This window comes from Mesorhizobium sp. CNPSo 4684 (genome assembly GCF_057784315.1).
Genome location: NZ_JBWLUX010000005.1, coordinates 116,258 through 133,665, shown reverse-complemented (window position 1 = coordinate 133,665; position 17,408 = coordinate 116,258). Strand labels below are relative to the sequence as shown.

Here is a 17,408-nt window from a genome sequence, read left to right as displayed (position 1 = left end):
ATCCTTATACGCTGTACCCTTTTTGTTCCCTCTACCATTTCGGCCCGATCTTACGACCGGGCCGATGATGTTACGGTTTAGCGCCCAGGTTCGCCTCAGCTGCACCCGCTCGTGGCGCCGCACGTATCGCACTTCTCGCAAGTCCCGTTCCGCACCATGGTAAAATTCTGGCACTCGGAGCAGGAGTTGCCGGTGTAGCCTTGCAGCAGTGACTTGGCGCGGCGGTCGGCGGCGAGTTTCTTCGCCTCGGCCGCCTCGTTGGCCGCGGCGTCGGTGAACAGTGCTGCGGTGGCGTCGGCCGCGTCCACAACCTCCTCGAAGGCGATGTCTTCGGCCAGTTCCTTGGCCCGCTCTTCATAGTCGCGCTTGTAGGCAACCGCCTCGTCGCTGGCCGGCTTCAGCGCCAGCACGTTGGAGCCGGAGAAGGCGGTGGGTGCGGAGCGGGCAGGGGTGCCGGCGCCGGCAAAGCCCTTCGGCTCGCTTCCGGTCACCCGCGACACCAGCTTCACCGGCGAGGCGCCACGGGTCAGGCCTTTGGAGACCGCATCCGTCTTGCCTTCGCTGATGCCGCGTCCCAGTGCCGTGTTGGAAAAGTCCGACTGGTCGACATGGGCGAGGTCGTTGCGGCCGAGATAGGAGATAGCGAGTTCACGGAACACGTAGTCGAGGATCGACGTCGCGCTCTTGATGGCGTCGTTGCCCTGCACCATGCCGGCCGGCTCGAACTTGGTGAAGGTGAAGGCGTGCACATATTCGTCGAGCGGCACGCCGTACTGCAGACCGAGCGAGATGGCGATGGCGAAGTTGTTGAGCAGGCCGCGCAGCGTTGCGCCTTCCTTGTTCATGTCGATGAAGATCTCGCCGAGACGGCCGTCATCATATTCGCCGGTGCGCAGGAAGATGGTGTTGCCACCGATCTTGGCCTTCTGCGTATAGCCCTTGCGGCGTCCCGGCAGCTTCTCCTGCTCGCGCGACACGCGCTCGATGATGCGCTCGACAATCCGCTCGGTGATCTGCGCAGCGCGCGCTGCAGCAGGTGCTGCGATCAGCTGCTCGACCGCATCGTCCTCGTCCTCCTCGCCATCGGCGAGCAGCGAGGAATTCAGCGGCTGCGACAGCTTCGAGCCGTCGCGATAGAGCGCATTGGCCTTCAGCGCCAGCTTCCACGACAGCATGTAGGCGCCCTTGGCGTCTTCCACCGTCGCATCGTTGGGCATGTTGATGGTCTTGGAGATGGCGCCCGAGATGAAGGGCTGTGCCGCCGCCATCATCTGGATGTGGCTGTTGATCGAAAGCGAACGCTTGCCGATCTTGCCGCACGGGCTGGCGCAGTCGAACACCGCCAGGTGCTCAGGCTTGAGGAAGGGCGCGCCTTCCAGCGTCATCGCACCGCAGACATGGATGTTGGCGGCCTCGATGTCCTTCCTGGAGAAGCCAAGCGCCGGCAGCATCTCGAACGAGAAATCGTTGAGCTGCTCGTCGGTGAAGCCAAAGGTCTCCTTCACCCAGTCGGCGCCAAGCGTCCACTGGTTGAAGACGAACTTGATGTCGAAGGCCGACTTCAGCGCCGCATTGAGCGCCGCGATCTTCTCATCGGTAAAACCCTTGGCCTTGAGCGAGCCGGGGTTGACCGCCGGCGCCTGGTTCATGTTGCCGTGGCCGACCGCATAGGCCTCGATCTCGGCGATCTGGCTTTCGGAATAGCCCAGCGTGCGTAGCGCTTCCGGCACGGCGCGGTTGATGATCTTGAAATAGCCGCCGCCGGCGAGCTTCTTGAACTTCACCAGCGCGAAGTCGGGCTCGATGCCGGTGGTGTCGCAATCCATGACGAGGCCGATCGTGCCGGTCGGCGCGATCACGGTCGCCTGCGCATTGCGGTAGCCATGCTCTTCGCCGAGCTCGATGGCGCGATCCCAGGCGGCCTTGGCGTGAACGGCCAGATCCTGCTGCTTCAGGTCTGAAGCGACCAGCGGCACCGGATTGACGGCGAGCTTCTCATAGCCGCCCTTTTCGCCATAGGCAGCGCGGCGATGGTTGCGCATGACGCGCAGCATGTTCTGCGCATTGCGGTCGTAGTCGGCGAAGGCGCCGAGTTCCGACGCCATCTCGGCCGAGGTGGCATAGGCAATGCCGGTCATGATGGCGGTGAGTGCGGCGCAAATGGCGCGGCCCTCGTCGGAGTCATAGGGAATGCCCGACGTCATCAAGAGGCCGCCAATGTTGGCGTAGCCGAGCCCGAGCGTGCGGTATTCGTAGGACTGCTTGGCGATCTCCTTCGACGGGAACTGCGCCATCATCACCGAGATTTCGAGAACGACGGTCCACAGCCGCACCGTGTGCTCGTAGGCGGCGATGTCGATCGTGCCGTCGGCATTGCGGTAGGGCAGCAGATTGATCGAGGCGAGGTTACAGGCCGTGTCGTCGAGGAACATGTATTCCGAGCACGGGTTGGAGGCCCGGATCGCACCGGCCGAAGCGCAGGTGTGCCAGTCATTCATCGTCGTGTTGAAATGCAGACCCGGGTCAGCCGACGCCCAGGCGGCGTAGCCGATCTTTTCCCAGAGGTCGCGTGCCTTGAGCGTCTTCAAGACCTTGCCGTCCTTGCGGGCGGTGAGGTGCCAGTCGGCATCGTCCTCGACGGCGCGCAGGAAATTGTCCTTCAGTGACACCGAATTGTTGGAGTTCTGGCCGGAGACGGTCAGGTAGGCATCCGAATCCCAGTCGGTGTCGTAGGTCTTGAACGACATCGACGTGTAGCCCTGCTTGGCGAACTGGATGACGCGGTAGATGTAGTTCTCCGGCACCGCAGACTTCTTGGCCGCCTTGATCTCGCGCTTCAGCGCGGAGTTGAGCGCCGGGTCGAAGCAATCGTCGGCATTGCCTTCGCAATTGATGCAGGCCTTCATGATCGCTTCGAGATGCTTCTTGACGATCTTGGAGCCGGTCACCAGCGAGGCGACCTTCTGCTCTTCATTGACCTTCCAGTCGATGAATTCCTCGATATCGGGATGGTCGGCGTCGACAATGACCATTTTCGCCGCGCGGCGCGTCGTGCCGCCCGACTTGATGGCGCCCGCCGCGCGGTCGCCGATCTTGAGGAAGCTCATCAGGCCGGACGAGCGGCCGCCGCCCGACAGCTTTTCGCCCTCGCCGCGCAGCAGCGAGAAGTTGGAGCCGGTGCCGGAGCCGTATTTGAACAGGCGCGCTTCGCGCACCCACAGGTCCATGATGCCGCCTTCGTTGACGAGATCGTCCTGCACGCCCTGGATGAAGCAGGCATGCGGCTGCGGATGCTCGTAGGAGGATTTCGACTTGGTCAGCTTGCCGGTGAACGGGTCGACATAATAGTGGCCCTGGCTCGGACCATCGATGCCGTACGCCCAGTGCAGGCCGGTGTTGAACCATTGCGGCGAGTTCGGCGCCACGCGCTGGGTGGCCAGCATGTAGGCAAGCTCGTCGCGGAAGGCGAGAGCGTCGTCTTCCGACTTGAAGTAGCCGCCCTTGTAGCCCCAGTAGGTCCAGGTGCCGGCCAGCCGGTCGAACACCTGGCGGGCATCGATCTCGGAACCGTAGCGCTCGGCTTCCGGCAGCTTCGCCAGTTCGGCCTCATCGGCGACAGAGCGCCACAGGAAGGAGGGAACGTCGTTCTCCTCGACCTTCTTCAGGCGCGCAGGCACGCCGGCCTTGCGGAAATACTTCTGCGCCAGGATGTCGGCGGCAACCTGCGAGAATTGCGCCGGCACATCGATGTTATCGAGACGGAACACCACCGAGCCATCCGGATTCTTGATCTCCGAAAGCGCCTTGCGGAATTCGATCTCCGCATAGGCTGATTGTCCTGGCTTGGTGAAGCGACGCTCGATGCGCATTGGTCCGGTCCCTTTTGTCTATATATAGCGCTTTTCCCCAGGGATTTCTGCCCCACAAGCTGAAAAACGCAGTCCGCCGTTTGCCGGCATTGCGAGCAGCGCCGGCACTCTCCTTTTCGCAAGTGCCGGCATGCAGACAGCAATACGCCTTCCCCAGCGTTTGCCCGGGCTGCAGACCGACCCTTGCGGGTCCTCAACTGAAACTTTGATCGATTCCCTCGTTCGAGGGAGGTTCACATTATCTAGCGTCGAGACTGCCTGCAAACACTAAATATAGTGTTAACAGATGATTTTTTCCAGTCCGACAATTCTCCCTTTCGTCACCCAAGCCCCACGGTCCCAACGCTTCCGCCAGCCTCGTAAACAGGCGGAAATCTGGGCAAAAACGCACAAAATCCGGGAAAAAAGACCGGGCTCGAAACTCTCCGGTCGCGCCCTCAACAAGAGCACATGGCACATAAAAGGCGACTCGGTTTGCGTCGTCAAGGATTCGTTTACGTAGCTTTTGTGACCCCAACATCTTGTGTGTCACATATGTGGATAACGGGGACAGAAAACCGCCTGGGCAGAATTCGCTTGGCGACGATCTCGATCGTCGTGCCCGACCTGAAGCTCAGGCAGAAAGACCCCGATCTGACCGCTCTGGTCAGGCAAAGCGCCAGCCGCATCGAGACGCGCCTGGGCTGGCGCCGCGGCGAGGGGTAAGCGCCGGCGTTCTTAGCCTTTTCATTTTAGCTGGCGTGCATTATGTCTTGCGCGTCGCGCGGGGGCGCGTCTTGTCAATTCTGAGAGCATCCGTTACGCCCCCCCCCATGACAGTTACCGTCCGTTTTGCCCCTTCACCAACCGGCCGCATTCATATCGGCAATGCCCGCACCGCCTTGTTCAACTGGCTGTTTGCCATGAACAACAAGGGCCGTTTCATCCAGCGCTTCGACGACACCGACATTGCCCGCTCGAAGCAGGAATTTTCAGACGCCATCCTCTACGACCTGCACTGGCTGGGGATTTTCCCCGATGCCACCGAATACCAGTCGCGGCGCTTCGAGGCTTATGATGCGGTGGTTGAGCGGCTGCAGGCGGCCGGCGTGCTTTATCCTTGCTACGAAACCCCTGAGGAGCTCGACCTGCGTCGCAAGGTGCGCCGCACGCGCGGCCTGCCGCCGGTCTATGGCCGCGAGGCGCTGACGCTTTCGCAGCAGCAGATCGCCGAGTATCGGTCGGATGGCCGCCGGCCGCACTGGCGTTTCCTGCTGCCCAACTTCACCAGCGACCCGCTGCAGCCGGAACGCACCGAAATCCACTGGAATGATCTCGTGCGCGGTGAGGAGACCGTTGATCTGGCCTCGCTGTCCGATCCGGTACTGCGGCGCGAGGACGGCACCTATCTCTACACGCTGCCTTCGGTGGTGGATGATATCGAGATGGGGGTCAGCCACGTCATCCGCGGCGACGACCACGTCACCAACACCGGCGTGCAGATCGCGCTGTTCAAGGCGCTGGGTGCCGAGCCGCCGGTCTTCGGCCACCACAATCTGTTGACCACGGCATCGGGCGAGGGTCTGTCGAAGCGCAGCGGTGCGCTGTCGATCGAAAGCCTGCGCGAAGACGGCATTGAGCCCATGGCGGTCGCTTCGCTCGCCGTGCTTGTCGGCACGTCGGAAAATGTTGCGGCCATGTATGACATGCCGGCACTGGCCGAGCGCTTCGACCCTGCGGCCACCTCGAAATCGGCGGCAAAATTCGACCCGGACGAGCTGTTCGTGCTCAACCGCGCGCTCATGCATCATATGCCGTTTTCCGAGGCGCAGGACCGGCTGATCGTGCTCGGCATCTCCGGCGACAAGGCCGAGCCCTTCTGGCTGGCGGTGCGCGGCAATCTCGACCGGCTGAGCGATGCGGTCGGCTGGTGGCGTATCCTTGCCGACGGACCGCAGCCGGCGCCGGAGTTTTCCGACGAGGATCGCGACTTCCTGCAGCAGGCCTTCGACCTGTTGCCGGAAGAGCCATGGACCGGCACTGTCTGGAAGGACTGGACGGCCAGGATCAGGGAAGCCAGCGGCCGCAAGGGCAAGGCTCTGTTCATGCCGCTGAGGCTGGCGCTTACCGGACTTGCTTCCGGGCCGGAGCTTGCAGATCTATTGCCGCTGCTGGGTCGGGAAGGAACGCTGGCCCGACGACCCTGACCTTGCGCTGGTCGGGCGGGATCAGCGAAACCGGCGACACCACCGGTTTGACGGCAAGTCGCTTGATGGTGTCGCGGTCGAGCCCGCCTTGCATGTTAGCCAGCGTCTCAGGATCGGCGCCCGGATCGGGCTTTGCCGCCGGCAGCGGAACGAACGGCGTCGTCTCAACATCAGGCTGCGATTGCTCGGGCGGCGGCGGGTTGCCGCCGATGATCTCGAAATTTCCAGCCTGCGCATTGCAGCCGCAGGCCGGCGGCCGCGACATGTTGGGCTGTTTGTAGAGATAGGCCGTCGGCAATTCGCTGTAGGGCCTGCCGGTTACCGACGAGGTCATGTTGGCCGAATCGTCATCCATGCCGCTTGAATAGAACACCTGCATCTCGGTGCCTGGGCAGCTCGATTCGCAGTTCTTCTGGTCGCGCTCGAAATCGCCGAGCGAGGCCGAATTCGACATCGGGAAGAAATAGCCGTCGCAGGTGCGCACGCAGCTCGTATGGAACTCCCCGCCGACCGCCGGGAAATCCGGAACGCCGGGCTGGTTGAGCACGCGGCGCACATTGCGCTCCTCGCCGGGATCGTCGGGCTCGTCGAGCGTGTCAAGCGTGTCGACCTGCCGGTTGCCGCCGAAAAGCTGGTCGAACAGATTGCCGTCATCCGGTTCGCGGCTGGCTTCCTGGACCGGCTCCTGCCGTCGCGGCGCAACCGGCTCGTCGCGGCAGCCATTGGCGTCGAGCGCGGCCAGGATGCGGCCGCGGTCGCGCCGCGAGCCGCCGCCGGCAAACTGGGCGCGCTTGGCTTGCAGCGCGTCGAGATTGGCGTTCATGCGATCGATGGATCTGTTGAGGGCTGCACATTCGCTGACGTTGCGCGAAAACAGCGAAAAGCCGCAATTCGCATCGCTCGCGCGGCCGCGCACCTTGTCGAGCTGCTCGCGCTGGCGGGCGATGGCGTTGTCATATTTCCGCACCATGCCGGACTTGCCGCCGCCATTGGATGCAGAAGCAAGCTCGGCTTCCAGCTGCCGGCAGACGCGCGAAGCGGCTTGCGGCTCGGTGGTGGCGACGGCCGAAAGCACAAGCGCGCCAAGCAGCGCAGCCATGTGCGTCAGCTTCCACCTTCCGCCGCCCGTCATTACCAGAGACCCCGCTTGCCTGCCTGTCGCGATGCTACCGGATTCGCGGTTAACTGTTCCCTCAATCTACAACCAAAGATGGTCTTAGCCCATAGACGAGGTGCACGAGACGTTCGGATAAGGCCGGCAACTGCGCCATCTCGCCGGTGCATGAAAAAGGCACAATCGCCCTGGAATTATCCCTCGATCCAGGAATGAACCGGGGACCTGGCATGACCACGATTACCGCTTTGCGCCGGCCTGAAGGCTCAGCTGAAATCGACCACCGCCTGCGCCTTGTGCGCCGCCTCGACCACGGCCAGCGCCGTCATGTTGACGACACCGCGCGAGGTCACCGATGGCGTCAGAATATGCGCTGGCTTGTCGGTGCCGAGCAGGATCGGGCCGACATGCAGCGCATCCATCATCGTCCTCAGCGCGCTGAGCGTGATGTTGGCGGAATCGAGGTTCGGGAACACCAGCAGATTGGCTTCGCCCTTCAGCCGTGAATGCGGGTAGACGCGTTGGCGAAGATGCTCCGACAGAGCGGTGTCGGCATGCATTTCGCCGTCGCATTGCAGGTCGGGCGCAACGCGCGCCAGGATTGCCGCCGCCTGCCGCATCTTCAGCGCGCTGGGTGAATCGCGCGAGCCGAAATCCGAATGCGACAACAGCGCTGCCTTGGGCTCGATGCCGAAGCGCTGGATTTCCTCCGCGGCCAGAATGGTCATTTCGGCGATCTCTTCCGCCGTCGGGTCGACCGAGACATGGGTATCGGTCAGGAAGATGATGCCGCGCTGCGAGATCAGCATCGACAGCGTCGACAGGTCGCGGTCCTTGACGCCGGGGCGCGCGCCGATGACCAGCGTCACATTGCGCAGATGCCGCTCGAAACGGCCTTCGAGCCCGCAGACCATGGCGTCGGCATCGCCGCGCTTCAGCGCCAGTGCCGCGATCACCGTATTGTCGGTGCGCACCATGGTGCGCGCTGCTTCTGTCGTGACGCCGCGCCGGCCGGCGAGCTCGATCAGGAGATCGACATAGTGGCGGTAGCGCGGATCGTCCTCCGGGTTGATCAGGCCGAAATCGACGCCCGGCTTGATGCGCAGGCCATAGCGCTTCAGCCTGACCTCGATGACATGCGGGCGGCCGATCAGGATCGGTTCGGCGATGCCTTCCTCCAGCACCACCTGGGCTGCGCGCAGCACGCGCTCATCTTCGCCATCGGCGTAGATGACGCGCTTGGCGGTCGACGCCTTGGCTGACGAAAACACCGGCTTCATCACCAGGCCGGAGCGGAAGACGAAGCGGTTGAGCTGGTCGATATAGGCGGCGAAGTCGGTGATCGGCCTTGTCGCGACGCCGGCATCGCAGGCGGCTTTTGCCACCGCCGGCGCGATGCGCAGGATCAGGCGCGGGTCGAAGGGCGAGGGGATCAGGAAGTCCGGCCCGAAGATCGGCGTCTCGCCGGAGTAGGCGCGCGCCGCAACGTCGGACGGCTCTTCGCGGGCAAGGGCTGCAATCGCCCTGACCGCTGCCATCTTCATCTCCTCATTGATGGCGCTGGCACCGCAGTCCAGCGCGCCGCGGAAGATGTAAGGAAAGCACAGTACGTTGTTGACCTGATTGGGAAAATCGGAGCGGCCGGTGCAGATCATCGCGTCAGGCCGGGCCGCGCGCGCCGCCTCCGGCATGATCTCGGGATTGGGGTTGGCCAGCGCCAGGATCAGCGGCTTCGGGGCCATATGTGCAAGCAGTTCCGGCTTCAGCACGCCGGCGGCCGACAGGCCGAGGAAGACGTCGGCGCCCGGGATCACGTCCGCCAGCGTGCGCGCCTCGGTATCCTTCACATAGGGGTCTTTCCAGCGGTCCATCTCGTCGGTGCGGCCCTTGTAGGCGACGCCGAAACGGTCGGTGACCCAGATGTTTTCGACCTTTGCGCCGAGCGAGACCAGAAGGTTGAGGCAGGCGAGCGCCGCAGCACCCGCTCCTGAGGTGACGATCTTGATGTCCGAAATGGTCTTGCCGGCGAACTCCAGCCCGTTGAGCACGGCGGCGGCGACGATGATGGCGGTGCCATGCTGGTCGTCGTGGAAGACGGGAATGCCCATCCGGGCCTTCAGTTGTTCCTCGACCTCAAAACATTCCGGCGCCTTGATGTCCTCGAGGTTGATGCCGCCGAAGGTCGGTTCCAGTGCGGCGATCGTCTCGACCATGCGCTCGATGCCGGGCGCGTCGATCTCGATGTCGAAGACGTCGATCCCGGCGAATTTCTTGAACAGCACCGCCTTGCCTTCCATCACCGGCTTGGAGGCGAGCGGGCCGATATTGCCGAGACCGAGCACGGCCGAGCCGTTGGAGACGACGCCGACCAGATTGGCGCGCGCCGTATAGTCGGCGGCGGTCGCCGGATTGTCGCGGATTTCAAGGCAGGGTGCGGCGACACCGGGCGAATAGGCCAGCGCCAGGTCGCGCTGGTTGCCGAGCGGCTTGGTTGCCTGGATCTCCAGCTTTCCCGGTCGTGGATGCTTGTGGAAGTAGAGGGCGGCTTCGTCGAGGTCCGAACGTGCCGTTTTCTTGTTCTCGCCTTCCATGCGGCCGCTCCCTCGAAACTGCTTTGACGAGTCTTTTAGCATGCGGCCAAGGTTTGTCGCGACGCTAAATGACGCGTCGTCAGCTTTCTGCCGCGGCGCGTCGAAAGTCCCGTTGCATCAGATGCTTATGCCGATTTCATCGCGAACGACTCCTGCTGCTTCGCAGGCGCGTCGGTCAAAAGGCGCTGACGTAGAGGCCGCCATCGACCGGGATGTTCTGGCCGGTGAGATAGCCGGCATGGACCGAGCACAGGAAGGCGCAGATCTGGCCGAATTCTTCCGGCGTGCCGAGCCGCTTGGCCGGGACGTCGGCGCTGATGCGGGTCTTGCGCGTGGCAGCGGCGGCCGGGTCTTCCGTCGTGCCGGCCTCATGCGGGCCGCGCAGCCGGTCGGTGTCCAGCTTGCCCGGCAGCAGGCTGTTGATGGTGACATTGCGGTCGATCACCGTGCGCGCCACGCCGGCCAGGAACGAGGTCAGGCCGGCGCGCGCGCCGGACGAAAGGTCGAGGCCGGGGATCGGCACATAGACCGACAGCGAGGTGATGTTGACGACGCGGCCGAAGCCACGCGCTGCCATTCCGTCGATGACGGCCTGCACCAGCTCGATCGGCGTCACCATGTTCTGCGTCACGCCTTCGAGGATCTTCGTGCGGTCGAGCTCGCGGAAATCGCGCAGCGGCGGACCGCCATTGTTGTTGACCAGGATATCGGGGTCGGGGCAGGCTGCCAGCAGCGCCTTCTGCACGTCGGGTTTCGAGACGTCACCGACGATCTCCGTCACCTTCACGCCGTAGCGTTCGCGCAGTTCGGCAGCGGTTTTCGCCACCAGTTCGGCATTGCGGCCGTTTACGACGAGATCGCAGCCGGCCTCGGCCAGCGCCATGGCGCAACCGCGGCCCAGCCCCTTGCTCGATGCGCAGACAATGGCCTTCTTGCCCCTGATACCGAGATCCATGCCGATTTCTCCGTTGATTGGCGCGGCAGGCTAGTACTTTGGCTGGCCCAATCGCAACCGTCATACGGTTGTTGCATGAATCGGGGCATAGCCTGCGCGAAAGCAACGGTGACGATCTGATGTCCAGCACAGAAACCCGCACTTTCCGCAGCATGTTCATTTCCGACCTGCATCTCGGATCGAAGGCGGCCAAGGCCGAGTTCCTGATCGATTTCCTGCGGTATCACGACGCCGATATCATCTATCTCGTCGGCGACATCGTCGACGGCTGGCGGCTGCGGCGCAACTGGCATTGGCCGCAAAGCCACAATGACGTTGTCCAGAAGCTGCTGCGCAAGGCGCGCAAGGGCACCTCGATCACCTACATCGCCGGCAATCACGACGAGTTCGCGCGCCAATTCCAGGGCGTGCATTTCGGCGGCATCGTCGTTGCCGATCGTGCCATCCACGAAACCGCCGACGGCAGGCGCCTGCTGGTCATCCATGGCGACCAGTTCGACACCGTCGTCCACAACCAGCGCTGGCTGGCCTATCTCGGCGACTACGCCTATGACGCGGCCATGATGGTCAATCGCGTGGTGACCAAGCTTCGCCATCTGCTCGGCCTTCCCTACTGGTCGTTCTCGTCCTGGGCAAAGGGAAGGGTCAAGAGGGCGGTCAATTTCATCGGCTCGTTCCAGACCGTGCTCTCCGACGAGGCGCGCCGCTCGCATGTCGACGGCGTCATCTGCGGTCACATCCATCATGCCGTAATCGAGAGTTACGGCGATGTGCAGTACATCAACACCGGCGACTGGGTGGAGAGCTGCACGGCTGTGGTCGAGCATTTCGACGGCCGGATGGAGATCATCAACTGGGCGAAAATCCTGCCCGAAGCGCCGGACGAGCCCTTCATCCCGATGCTGATCGACGACAGGGTCGTTGAAGCGGCGTGACCCCGGTTAATCGGTTAGTCCAGGCAGTTTCGGACCGCATTGCCTCATGTTAAGGGGTCGATCTGCGTTGCAGCCCTTTGTGCAGCGTAATTGGATCGATTCATGTCGCTGCCGCCACTGTCTCCCGAACAACTTGTCAAGCCGCGCCATTTCGAACTGCGCATGAGCCTGATATTCGCGACACTCTTCGTGTCGCTGGGAACGCATCTGCCGTATTTCCCGCTCTGGCTGCAGGCCCAGGGTTTTCATGCCGAGCAGATCGCCATCATCCTGGCCGCGCCGATGTTTTTGCGCGTGGTGACAACGCCGCTGCTCACCGCGCTTGCCGACCGCGCGAAGGACAGGGCCGATGTCTATATCGCGCTGGTGGCCGCGACCATGGTGCTTTCCGCTGGCTATTTCCTTAAGCCGACCTACGCCATGGTGCTGGCCGTTTCGCTTGCGCTGACGGTGGTGTGGACGCCGCATTCGCCAATTGCCGATTCATTGGCGCTGTCGGGCGTGCGCCGCTTCGGCTCCAACTACACCGCCATGCGCAAATGGGGCTCGATCTCCTATCTCTGCGCCAATGCCGCGGGCGGTTTCATCCTGTACTGGACAAGTGTGCAGGCCGTGCCGGTGATCATTTTCGTCTCGCTTGCGGCCGCACTCGTCGCCGGGCTGCTGGCGCCCCGCCTTGGCCGCCCACGCCGGGCCTCGCCGCTGTCCGCCACCGACATCCAGCATTCGGCGCCCAGCCTTCTCAATCCGTACTTCCTCTATTTCACCCTCGGTGTCGGCATCATCACCGCCAGCCATGCCTTCCTCTACGGCTTTGTCTCCATCTACTGGAAGTCGATCGGCATCAGCGGCTCCGTCATTGGCCTGCTGTGGGCCTGGGGCGTCGTAGCCGAAGTCTGCATGTTTTTGTTTTTCAATCGCATTTTCGCCTCCGTATCGGTCGTCAAGGTGATGCTGATCGCCGGCATCGGCTCCATCGTGCGCTGGATCGCCTTTCCGCTGATCTGGCCGCTCGGGCTTGGCGTTATCGGCTTCTTCGGCGTCCAGACCTTGCATTCGGTGTCGGTGGCGATGGTGCTGATCGGCCTGCAGAAGATGATCGGCGAGACCGTTTCGGAAGAGCGCACGGGTGCCGCGCAGGGCATCGCCTATTTCTTCAACGGCTTCTTCATGGCAGCGGTGACGCTGGCTTCCGGCCCGCTTTACGAGCGCTACGGCGTTGGCGGCTTCCTGGCGATGATCCCGATCGCCTTCATCGGCCTGGCGCTGATCGGGCTCGCCGCGCGCTCAGCCCCACAGCATCCTGTCAGGCGGTGAGACGAGCGACCCCTCGTAGACGAGCCCGGGCTGCCGGTCGCGCGCCAAAAGCAGTGGACCGTCGAGATCGACGAACTCGGCGCCTTGCGCCAAAAGCACCGCCGGGGCCATCGCCAGCGAGGTGCCGACCATGCAGCCGACCATCACCTCAAAACCCAGTTCGCGAGCGCGGTCGCGCAGGGTAAGCGCAGCAGTCAGGCCGCCGGATTTGTCGAGCTTGATGTTGACGGCGTCATAGAGGCCGACGAGGGCTTCGAGGTCCTTCGCCTCGTGCACGCTCTCGTCTGCGCAGATCGGCACGGGATGCGCGATGTGGCGCAAAATGGCATCATGGCCGGCGGGGAGCGGCTGTTCGATCAGGGTAATTCCGTACTCCGCGGCGAAGGCGAGATTCGCGACGATGCTGTCATCGGTCCAGCCTTCATTGGCGTCGAGGATGATGCGGCTGCCGGGCGCCGCTTCGGTCACGGCGCGGATGCGGGCCATGTCGTTGTCGCCGCCGATCTTGACCTTGAGCAGCGGCCGCCCGGCATTGGCGCGCGCTTGCGCGGCCATCGCCTCCGGCTCGCCCAGCGACAGCGTGTAGGCCGTCTCCAGCGCCGACAAGGACACGGCGTGGATGGCGTCCGCCACCGCCATGCCGCTCATCTTCGCCTCCAGGTCCCACAAGGCGCAGTCGATGGCGTTGCGGGCAGCACCCGCCGGCATCACATCAAGCAACGCGGTCCGGCTGATGCCGTCTTCTATCTGCCGGCGCATCGCCTGGATGGCGTCGCGCACGCCATCCATGGTCTCGCCATAGCGCTTGTAGGGGACGCACTCGCCCCAGCCGCGATTGTCCCCATCGCTGATCGTGCAGGTGATGACTTCGGCTTCGGTCTTCGATCCGCGCGAGATGGTGAAGATGCCGGCAATGGGAAAGCGCTCGGCCTCAACCGAAATGACACGCGCCATAATTTTCTGCTCCAGCTATGCGACAACGCGTCGTCGGCAAATCGACAGCTACGACCCGTCAGGCTAAACAGGACGCCATGTTGACCATCGGCAAACGCGACGCAAGCGGCAACGCCGCCAAGGAGGCCGACCACCAGCCCCGCATCGCGGTCGGCGAGGAGGGCGGCGTCCTCGGCTGCGCTTTCTCGGGAATTTGGACGACATCGACAGTTGCGCTGATCGATGCCGAGATGCGCAAGATCGAACAGCGCAAAGGCTTTCAGACGCTGGCATTGGACCTTTCCCATATCGAGAAGATTGACACCGCCGGAGCCTGGCTGATCGACCGCCTGGCCAGCGTGTTCGAGAAGAAGGGTGTCGAGATCAAGATGCAGGGGCAAAGCGATGTCGCCTCGATCCTGCTCGGCGCCGTCGGCGAAGCCGTCCGGCGCGAGCCCGAATCGGGTCGTGTAAGGCGCCCCAACATCATCATGCGCGGGCTGGAGGCGGTCGGCCGCCGCGTCTATGAGATGCGCGACGATTTCCTCGCCTCGATGAACATCCTCGGCGCGACCATCGGCGGCGCGCAGATGAAGCTCGGGCGCGGCCATGCCATCAACCCGGCGGCGATCTTCAACCAGATCGATCGCATGGGTGTCGGCGCCATACCGGTGGTGGTGCTGATGTCGGCCATCGTCGGCGCCATCGTCGCCCAGCAGGGCGCCTACCAGCTCAACTATTTCGGCGCCAACATCTTCGTTGTCGACCTGGTCGGCGTGCTAATCCTGCGCGAACTCGGCGTGCTGATGACCGCAATCATGATCGCAGGCCGCTCCGGCAGCGCCATCACCGCCGAGATCGGCTCGATGAAGATGCGCGAGGAGGTCGACGCGCTGAAGGTCATCGGCCTCAACCCGATCGGCGTGCTGGTGTTTCCACGCCTGGTGGCGCTGGTGATCGCGCTGCCCTGTCTCACGATCATCGCCAATTTTGCAGCCCTTGGCGGCGGCATCATCGCCGCCTGGCTCTATGCCGGCATTCAGCCGTCCGCTTTCATCGATCGTCTGCGCGGCGCGATCGATATCAGCACCATATTCGCAGGGCTGATCAAGGCGCCGTTCATGGCCATGATCATCGGTATCATTGCCTCCGTCGAAGGCATGAAAGTCGGCGGCAGCGCCGAATCGCTGGGCCTGCACGTCACCGCCTCGGTGGTGAAGTCGATCTTTGTCGTCATCATCCTCGACGGTCTTTTTGCCATCTTCTACGCCTCGATCGAGTTCTGACATGAAGAACTCAAAGGCGATCAAGGCTGCGCAAGGAACGGACGAGGGCGATATCGTGCTCTCCGTTCGTGACATCACGGTTTCCCTGGACGACAAACTGATCCTCGACAAACTGGCGCTCGACATCAAGCGCGGCGAGATCCTCGGTTTCGTGGGCGCCTCGGGCGCCGGCAAATCGGTGCTGCTGCGCACCATTCTCGGCCTGCTGCACAAGCAGGCTGGCACGATCAAGCTGTTTGGTCTCGACCTCGACAAGGCCAGCGACATCGAGCGGTTGCGCATCGACATGCGGCTTGGCGTGCTTTTCCAGCATGGAGCGCTGTTTTCGGCGCTCACAGTGCAGGAAAACGTGCAGGTGCCGATGCGTGAATATCTCGATTTGCCGCAGAAGCTGATGGACGAGCTGGCCTTGCTCAAGATCGAACTGGTCGGCCTGCCGCCGGACGCCGCGCAAAAATTTCCCTCGGAGCTTTCGGGCGGCATGATCAAGCGCGCCGCCCTGGCGCGTGCGCTGGCGCTCGATCCCGACATCGTCTTCCTCGACGAGCCGACGTCCGGCCTCGACCCGATCAGCGCGTCCGAGTTCGACGAACTGGTCGTCAAGCTGCGCGATACGATGGACCTGACGGTCTACATGGTGACACACGATCTCGACACGCTGTTTACCGCTTGCGACCGGGTGGCGGTGCTCGGCAACAAGAAAATCCTGGTCGAAGGCACGATCGACGACATGCTGAAGAGCGAGGAGCCGTGGGTAAAATCCTATTTCCGCGGAAAACGCGCCCGGCAACTTGATCTTGCGGCGCGCGCATAGCCATAAGTGGGGCAATGGAAACCAGAGCCAACTACGTAATTGTCGGCGTTTTTACCCTGGCTGCGATCCTGGCGGCCTTCGCGTTCGTCTACTGGACCGCTCAGATCGGCGATCGGGGCGAAACGGCGCAGTTGCGCGTGCGCATTCAGGGTTCGGCCTCAGGCCTCGGCCCCGGCAGTCTGGTGCTGTTCAACGGTGTCAAGGTCGGTGTGGTCAAGCGTGTCTATTTCGACCGCAATGACCCGAATGCCGCCATTGCCACGACCGAGATCGACAAGACAACGCCGCTTACCAAATCGACGCAGGCCGATATCGGCATCGCCAGCCTTGCCGGCCAGGTCAACATCGAATTGAAGGGCGCCAATCCCAAGGAACCGAACCTTCTTGAAGAGGCGGAAAAGGAAGGCAGAACCGCTGAGATCGTCGCTAACCCCTCTGCCGTCAACAATCTTTTGCAGACGGCGCAGAACATCTTCAGCCGTGCCGATAGGGTGCTTTCGGATCTCGAAGGTTTCACCAAGGATGTGCGCGGGCCGCTGACACAGACCGTCAAGAACGCCCAGACATTCTCCGATGCGCTGGCCAAGAATGCCGACGGCATCGACAAGTTCCTGACCGCCGTCAGCGCGCTGTCGGACGAGTTGAAGGATGTTTCCGGCAAGCTCGACGGCACGCTGAAGGCCGCCGAAGGCCTGCTCAATGCCGTCGACAAGGACAAGATCAAGAGCATCGTCGCCAATGTGGACACTGTGACGGGTAACCTGAAGGAAACGTCGAAGCAGCTCGACGGCGTGATCAAGAATGTCGATACGGCGGTCGGCTCGGTCAACGATTTCGCCAAGCGGACGCAAGGCACGCTGGCCAAGGTGGACAATGTGCTCGATGGCATCGATCCGGCGCAGGTGCGCGTAGCACTGGCCAACATCCAGAAGGCCAGCGAAAACGCCAACCAGGCCGCCGCCGACATCGCCAAGGTGACCGACAAGTTCGCCGACCGGGCCGACGATATCGACGAGACGATCAAGGACGCCAAACAGCTTGCGTCGCGCCTCAACGATGCCTCGGAGCGCGTTGACGGCATCCTGAAAAGGGTCGACACGCTGCTCGGTTCGGGCCAGGCCGACGGCGTGATGGCCGATGCCAGGGACACGCTGAAATCGTTCAAGCAGGTCGCCGACACGCTGAACGCGCGGCTTGGCACCATCACCGACAATCTGGCGCGATTCTCCGGCCAGGGCCTGTCGAATGTCGAAGCGCTGGTCCAGGACAGCCGGCGTTCGATCAGCCGCATCGAAGAGGCGGTGACCGATCTCAGCCGCAACCCGCAGCGCATCCTGACGGGTGGCGACGGCGAGGTTCGGCAGTTCGATGGCAGGGCGCGGCGTTGACTTCCGTGCCCGCCCACCGC

The 17,408-nt window shown here is 63.1% G+C and carries 12 protein-coding genes; 7 read left to right on the top strand and 5 right to left on the bottom strand.

Translation table 11 applies throughout. The features are described from left to right. Window positions 1–95 precede the first annotated feature (95 nt). Window positions 96–3,869 carry a vitamin B12-dependent ribonucleotide reductase gene (locus tag AC04SG_RS06285; protein ID WP_488550322.1) on the bottom strand — a complete coding sequence of 1,258 codons (3,774 nt, stop codon included), beginning with the start codon at window positions 3,867–3,869 and terminating at the stop codon, window positions 96–98. Between the two features lie 576 nt (window positions 3,870–4,445). On the opposite strand from AC04SG_RS06285, the gene AC04SG_RS06280 reads away from it, so the two are divergent. Both AC04SG_RS06280 and gltX read left to right on the top strand, forming a co-directional pair. Continuing rightward, the gene (locus AC04SG_RS06280) at window positions 4,446–4,574 is read left to right on the top strand and encodes a hypothetical protein (RefSeq protein ID WP_488550321.1); all 129 of its coding nucleotides are present in this window, start codon (window positions 4,446–4,448) and stop codon (window positions 4,572–4,574) included. A 107-nt stretch (window positions 4,575–4,681) separates the two neighbouring features. Next, window positions 4,682–6,055, top strand: coding sequence for a glutamate--tRNA ligase (gltX, locus tag AC04SG_RS06275; RefSeq protein WP_488550320.1), 1,374 nt, complete (start codon window positions 4,682–4,684; stop codon window positions 6,053–6,055). Here the strand turns inward: gltX and AC04SG_RS06270 are convergent. From AC04SG_RS06270 to AC04SG_RS06260, 3 genes are all read right to left on the bottom strand, one after another. After that, a complete protein-coding gene (locus AC04SG_RS06270) occupies window positions 5,973–7,187 on the bottom strand; it encodes a DUF2865 domain-containing protein (RefSeq protein ID WP_488550319.1) in 1,215 nt (404 codons plus the stop codon). The genes gltX and AC04SG_RS06270 overlap by 83 nt on opposite strands. Window positions 7,188–7,435: 248 nt before the next feature. Continuing rightward, a complete protein-coding gene (locus AC04SG_RS06265) occupies window positions 7,436–9,760 on the bottom strand; it encodes an NADP-dependent malic enzyme (RefSeq protein WP_488550318.1) in 2,325 nt (774 codons plus the stop codon). Between the two features lie 175 nt (window positions 9,761–9,935). Beyond that, window positions 9,936–10,715 carry an SDR family oxidoreductase gene (locus tag AC04SG_RS06260; protein WP_488550317.1) on the bottom strand — a complete coding sequence of 260 codons (780 nt, stop codon included), beginning with the start codon at window positions 10,713–10,715 and terminating at the stop codon, window positions 9,936–9,938. 119 nt (window positions 10,716–10,834) lie between these two features. Between AC04SG_RS06260 and AC04SG_RS06255 the strand changes: the two genes are divergently transcribed. Both AC04SG_RS06255 and AC04SG_RS06250 read left to right on the top strand, forming a co-directional pair. Then, window positions 10,835–11,650 carry a UDP-2,3-diacylglucosamine diphosphatase gene (locus AC04SG_RS06255; RefSeq protein ID WP_488550316.1) on the top strand — a complete coding sequence of 272 codons (816 nt, stop codon included), beginning with the start codon at window positions 10,835–10,837 and terminating at the stop codon, window positions 11,648–11,650. Window positions 11,651–11,752: 102 nt separating this feature from the next. Continuing rightward, window positions 11,753–12,967, top strand: coding sequence for an MFS transporter (locus AC04SG_RS06250; RefSeq protein WP_488550315.1), 1,215 nt, complete (start codon window positions 11,753–11,755; stop codon window positions 12,965–12,967). Here the strand turns inward: AC04SG_RS06250 and dgcA are convergent. Then, entirely contained in the window at window positions 12,938–13,921 is a 984-nt protein-coding gene (gene dgcA / locus AC04SG_RS06245) for an N-acetyl-D-Glu racemase DgcA (protein WP_488550314.1), read from the bottom strand. The two genes, AC04SG_RS06250 and dgcA, sit on opposite strands and share 30 nt — an antisense overlap. 77 nt (window positions 13,922–13,998) lie before the next feature. Here dgcA and AC04SG_RS06240 point away from each other — a divergent pair, with 77 nt between their 5' ends. Genes AC04SG_RS06240 through AC04SG_RS06230 form a run of 3 tightly spaced genes read left to right on the top strand, consistent with a single transcriptional unit; the run spans window position 13,999 to window position 17,388 of the window. Continuing rightward, entirely contained in the window at window positions 13,999–15,186 is a 1,188-nt protein-coding gene (locus tag AC04SG_RS06240; RefSeq protein WP_488550313.1) for an MlaE family ABC transporter permease, read from the top strand. A 1-nt stretch (window position 15,187) separates the two neighbouring features. Continuing rightward, on the top strand, window positions 15,188–16,000 hold the full coding sequence (locus AC04SG_RS06235; RefSeq protein WP_488550312.1) for an ABC transporter ATP-binding protein: 813 nt from the start codon (window positions 15,188–15,190) through the stop codon (window positions 15,998–16,000). 14 nt (window positions 16,001–16,014) lie between these two features. Then, window positions 16,015–17,388 carry an MlaD family protein gene (locus tag AC04SG_RS06230; RefSeq protein WP_488550311.1) on the top strand — a complete coding sequence of 458 codons (1,374 nt, stop codon included), beginning with the start codon at window positions 16,015–16,017 and terminating at the stop codon, window positions 17,386–17,388. Window positions 17,389–17,408 lie beyond the last annotated feature (20 nt).

Excerpts from the sequence above, each read along its gene's own strand:
- AC04SG_RS06285 (WP_488550322.1), bottom strand. The coding sequence starts at position 3,869 with ATGCGCATCGAGCGTCGCTTCACCAAGCCAGGACAATCAGCCTATGCG.
- gltX (WP_488550320.1), top strand. The coding sequence starts at position 4,682 with ATGACAGTTACCGTCCGTTTTGCCCCTTCACCAACCGGCCGCATTCAT.
- AC04SG_RS06270 (WP_488550319.1), bottom strand. The coding sequence starts at position 7,187 with ATGACGGGCGGCGGAAGGTGGAAGCTGACGCACATGGCTGCGCTGCTT.
- AC04SG_RS06265 (WP_488550318.1), bottom strand. The coding sequence starts at position 9,760 with ATGGAAGGCGAGAACAAGAAAACGGCACGTTCGGACCTCGACGAAGCC.
- AC04SG_RS06260 (WP_488550317.1), bottom strand. The coding sequence starts at position 10,715 with ATGGATCTCGGTATCAGGGGCAAGAAGGCCATTGTCTGCGCATCGAGC.
- AC04SG_RS06255 (WP_488550316.1), top strand. The coding sequence starts at position 10,835 with ATGTCCAGCACAGAAACCCGCACTTTCCGCAGCATGTTCATTTCCGAC.
- AC04SG_RS06250 (WP_488550315.1), top strand. The coding sequence starts at position 11,753 with ATGTCGCTGCCGCCACTGTCTCCCGAACAACTTGTCAAGCCGCGCCAT.
- dgcA (WP_488550314.1), bottom strand. The coding sequence starts at position 13,921 with ATGGCGCGTGTCATTTCGGTTGAGGCCGAGCGCTTTCCCATTGCCGGC.
- AC04SG_RS06240 (WP_488550313.1), top strand. The coding sequence starts at position 13,999 with ATGTTGACCATCGGCAAACGCGACGCAAGCGGCAACGCCGCCAAGGAG.
- AC04SG_RS06235 (WP_488550312.1), top strand. The coding sequence starts at position 15,188 with ATGAAGAACTCAAAGGCGATCAAGGCTGCGCAAGGAACGGACGAGGGC.
- AC04SG_RS06230 (WP_488550311.1), top strand. The coding sequence starts at position 16,015 with ATGGAAACCAGAGCCAACTACGTAATTGTCGGCGTTTTTACCCTGGCT.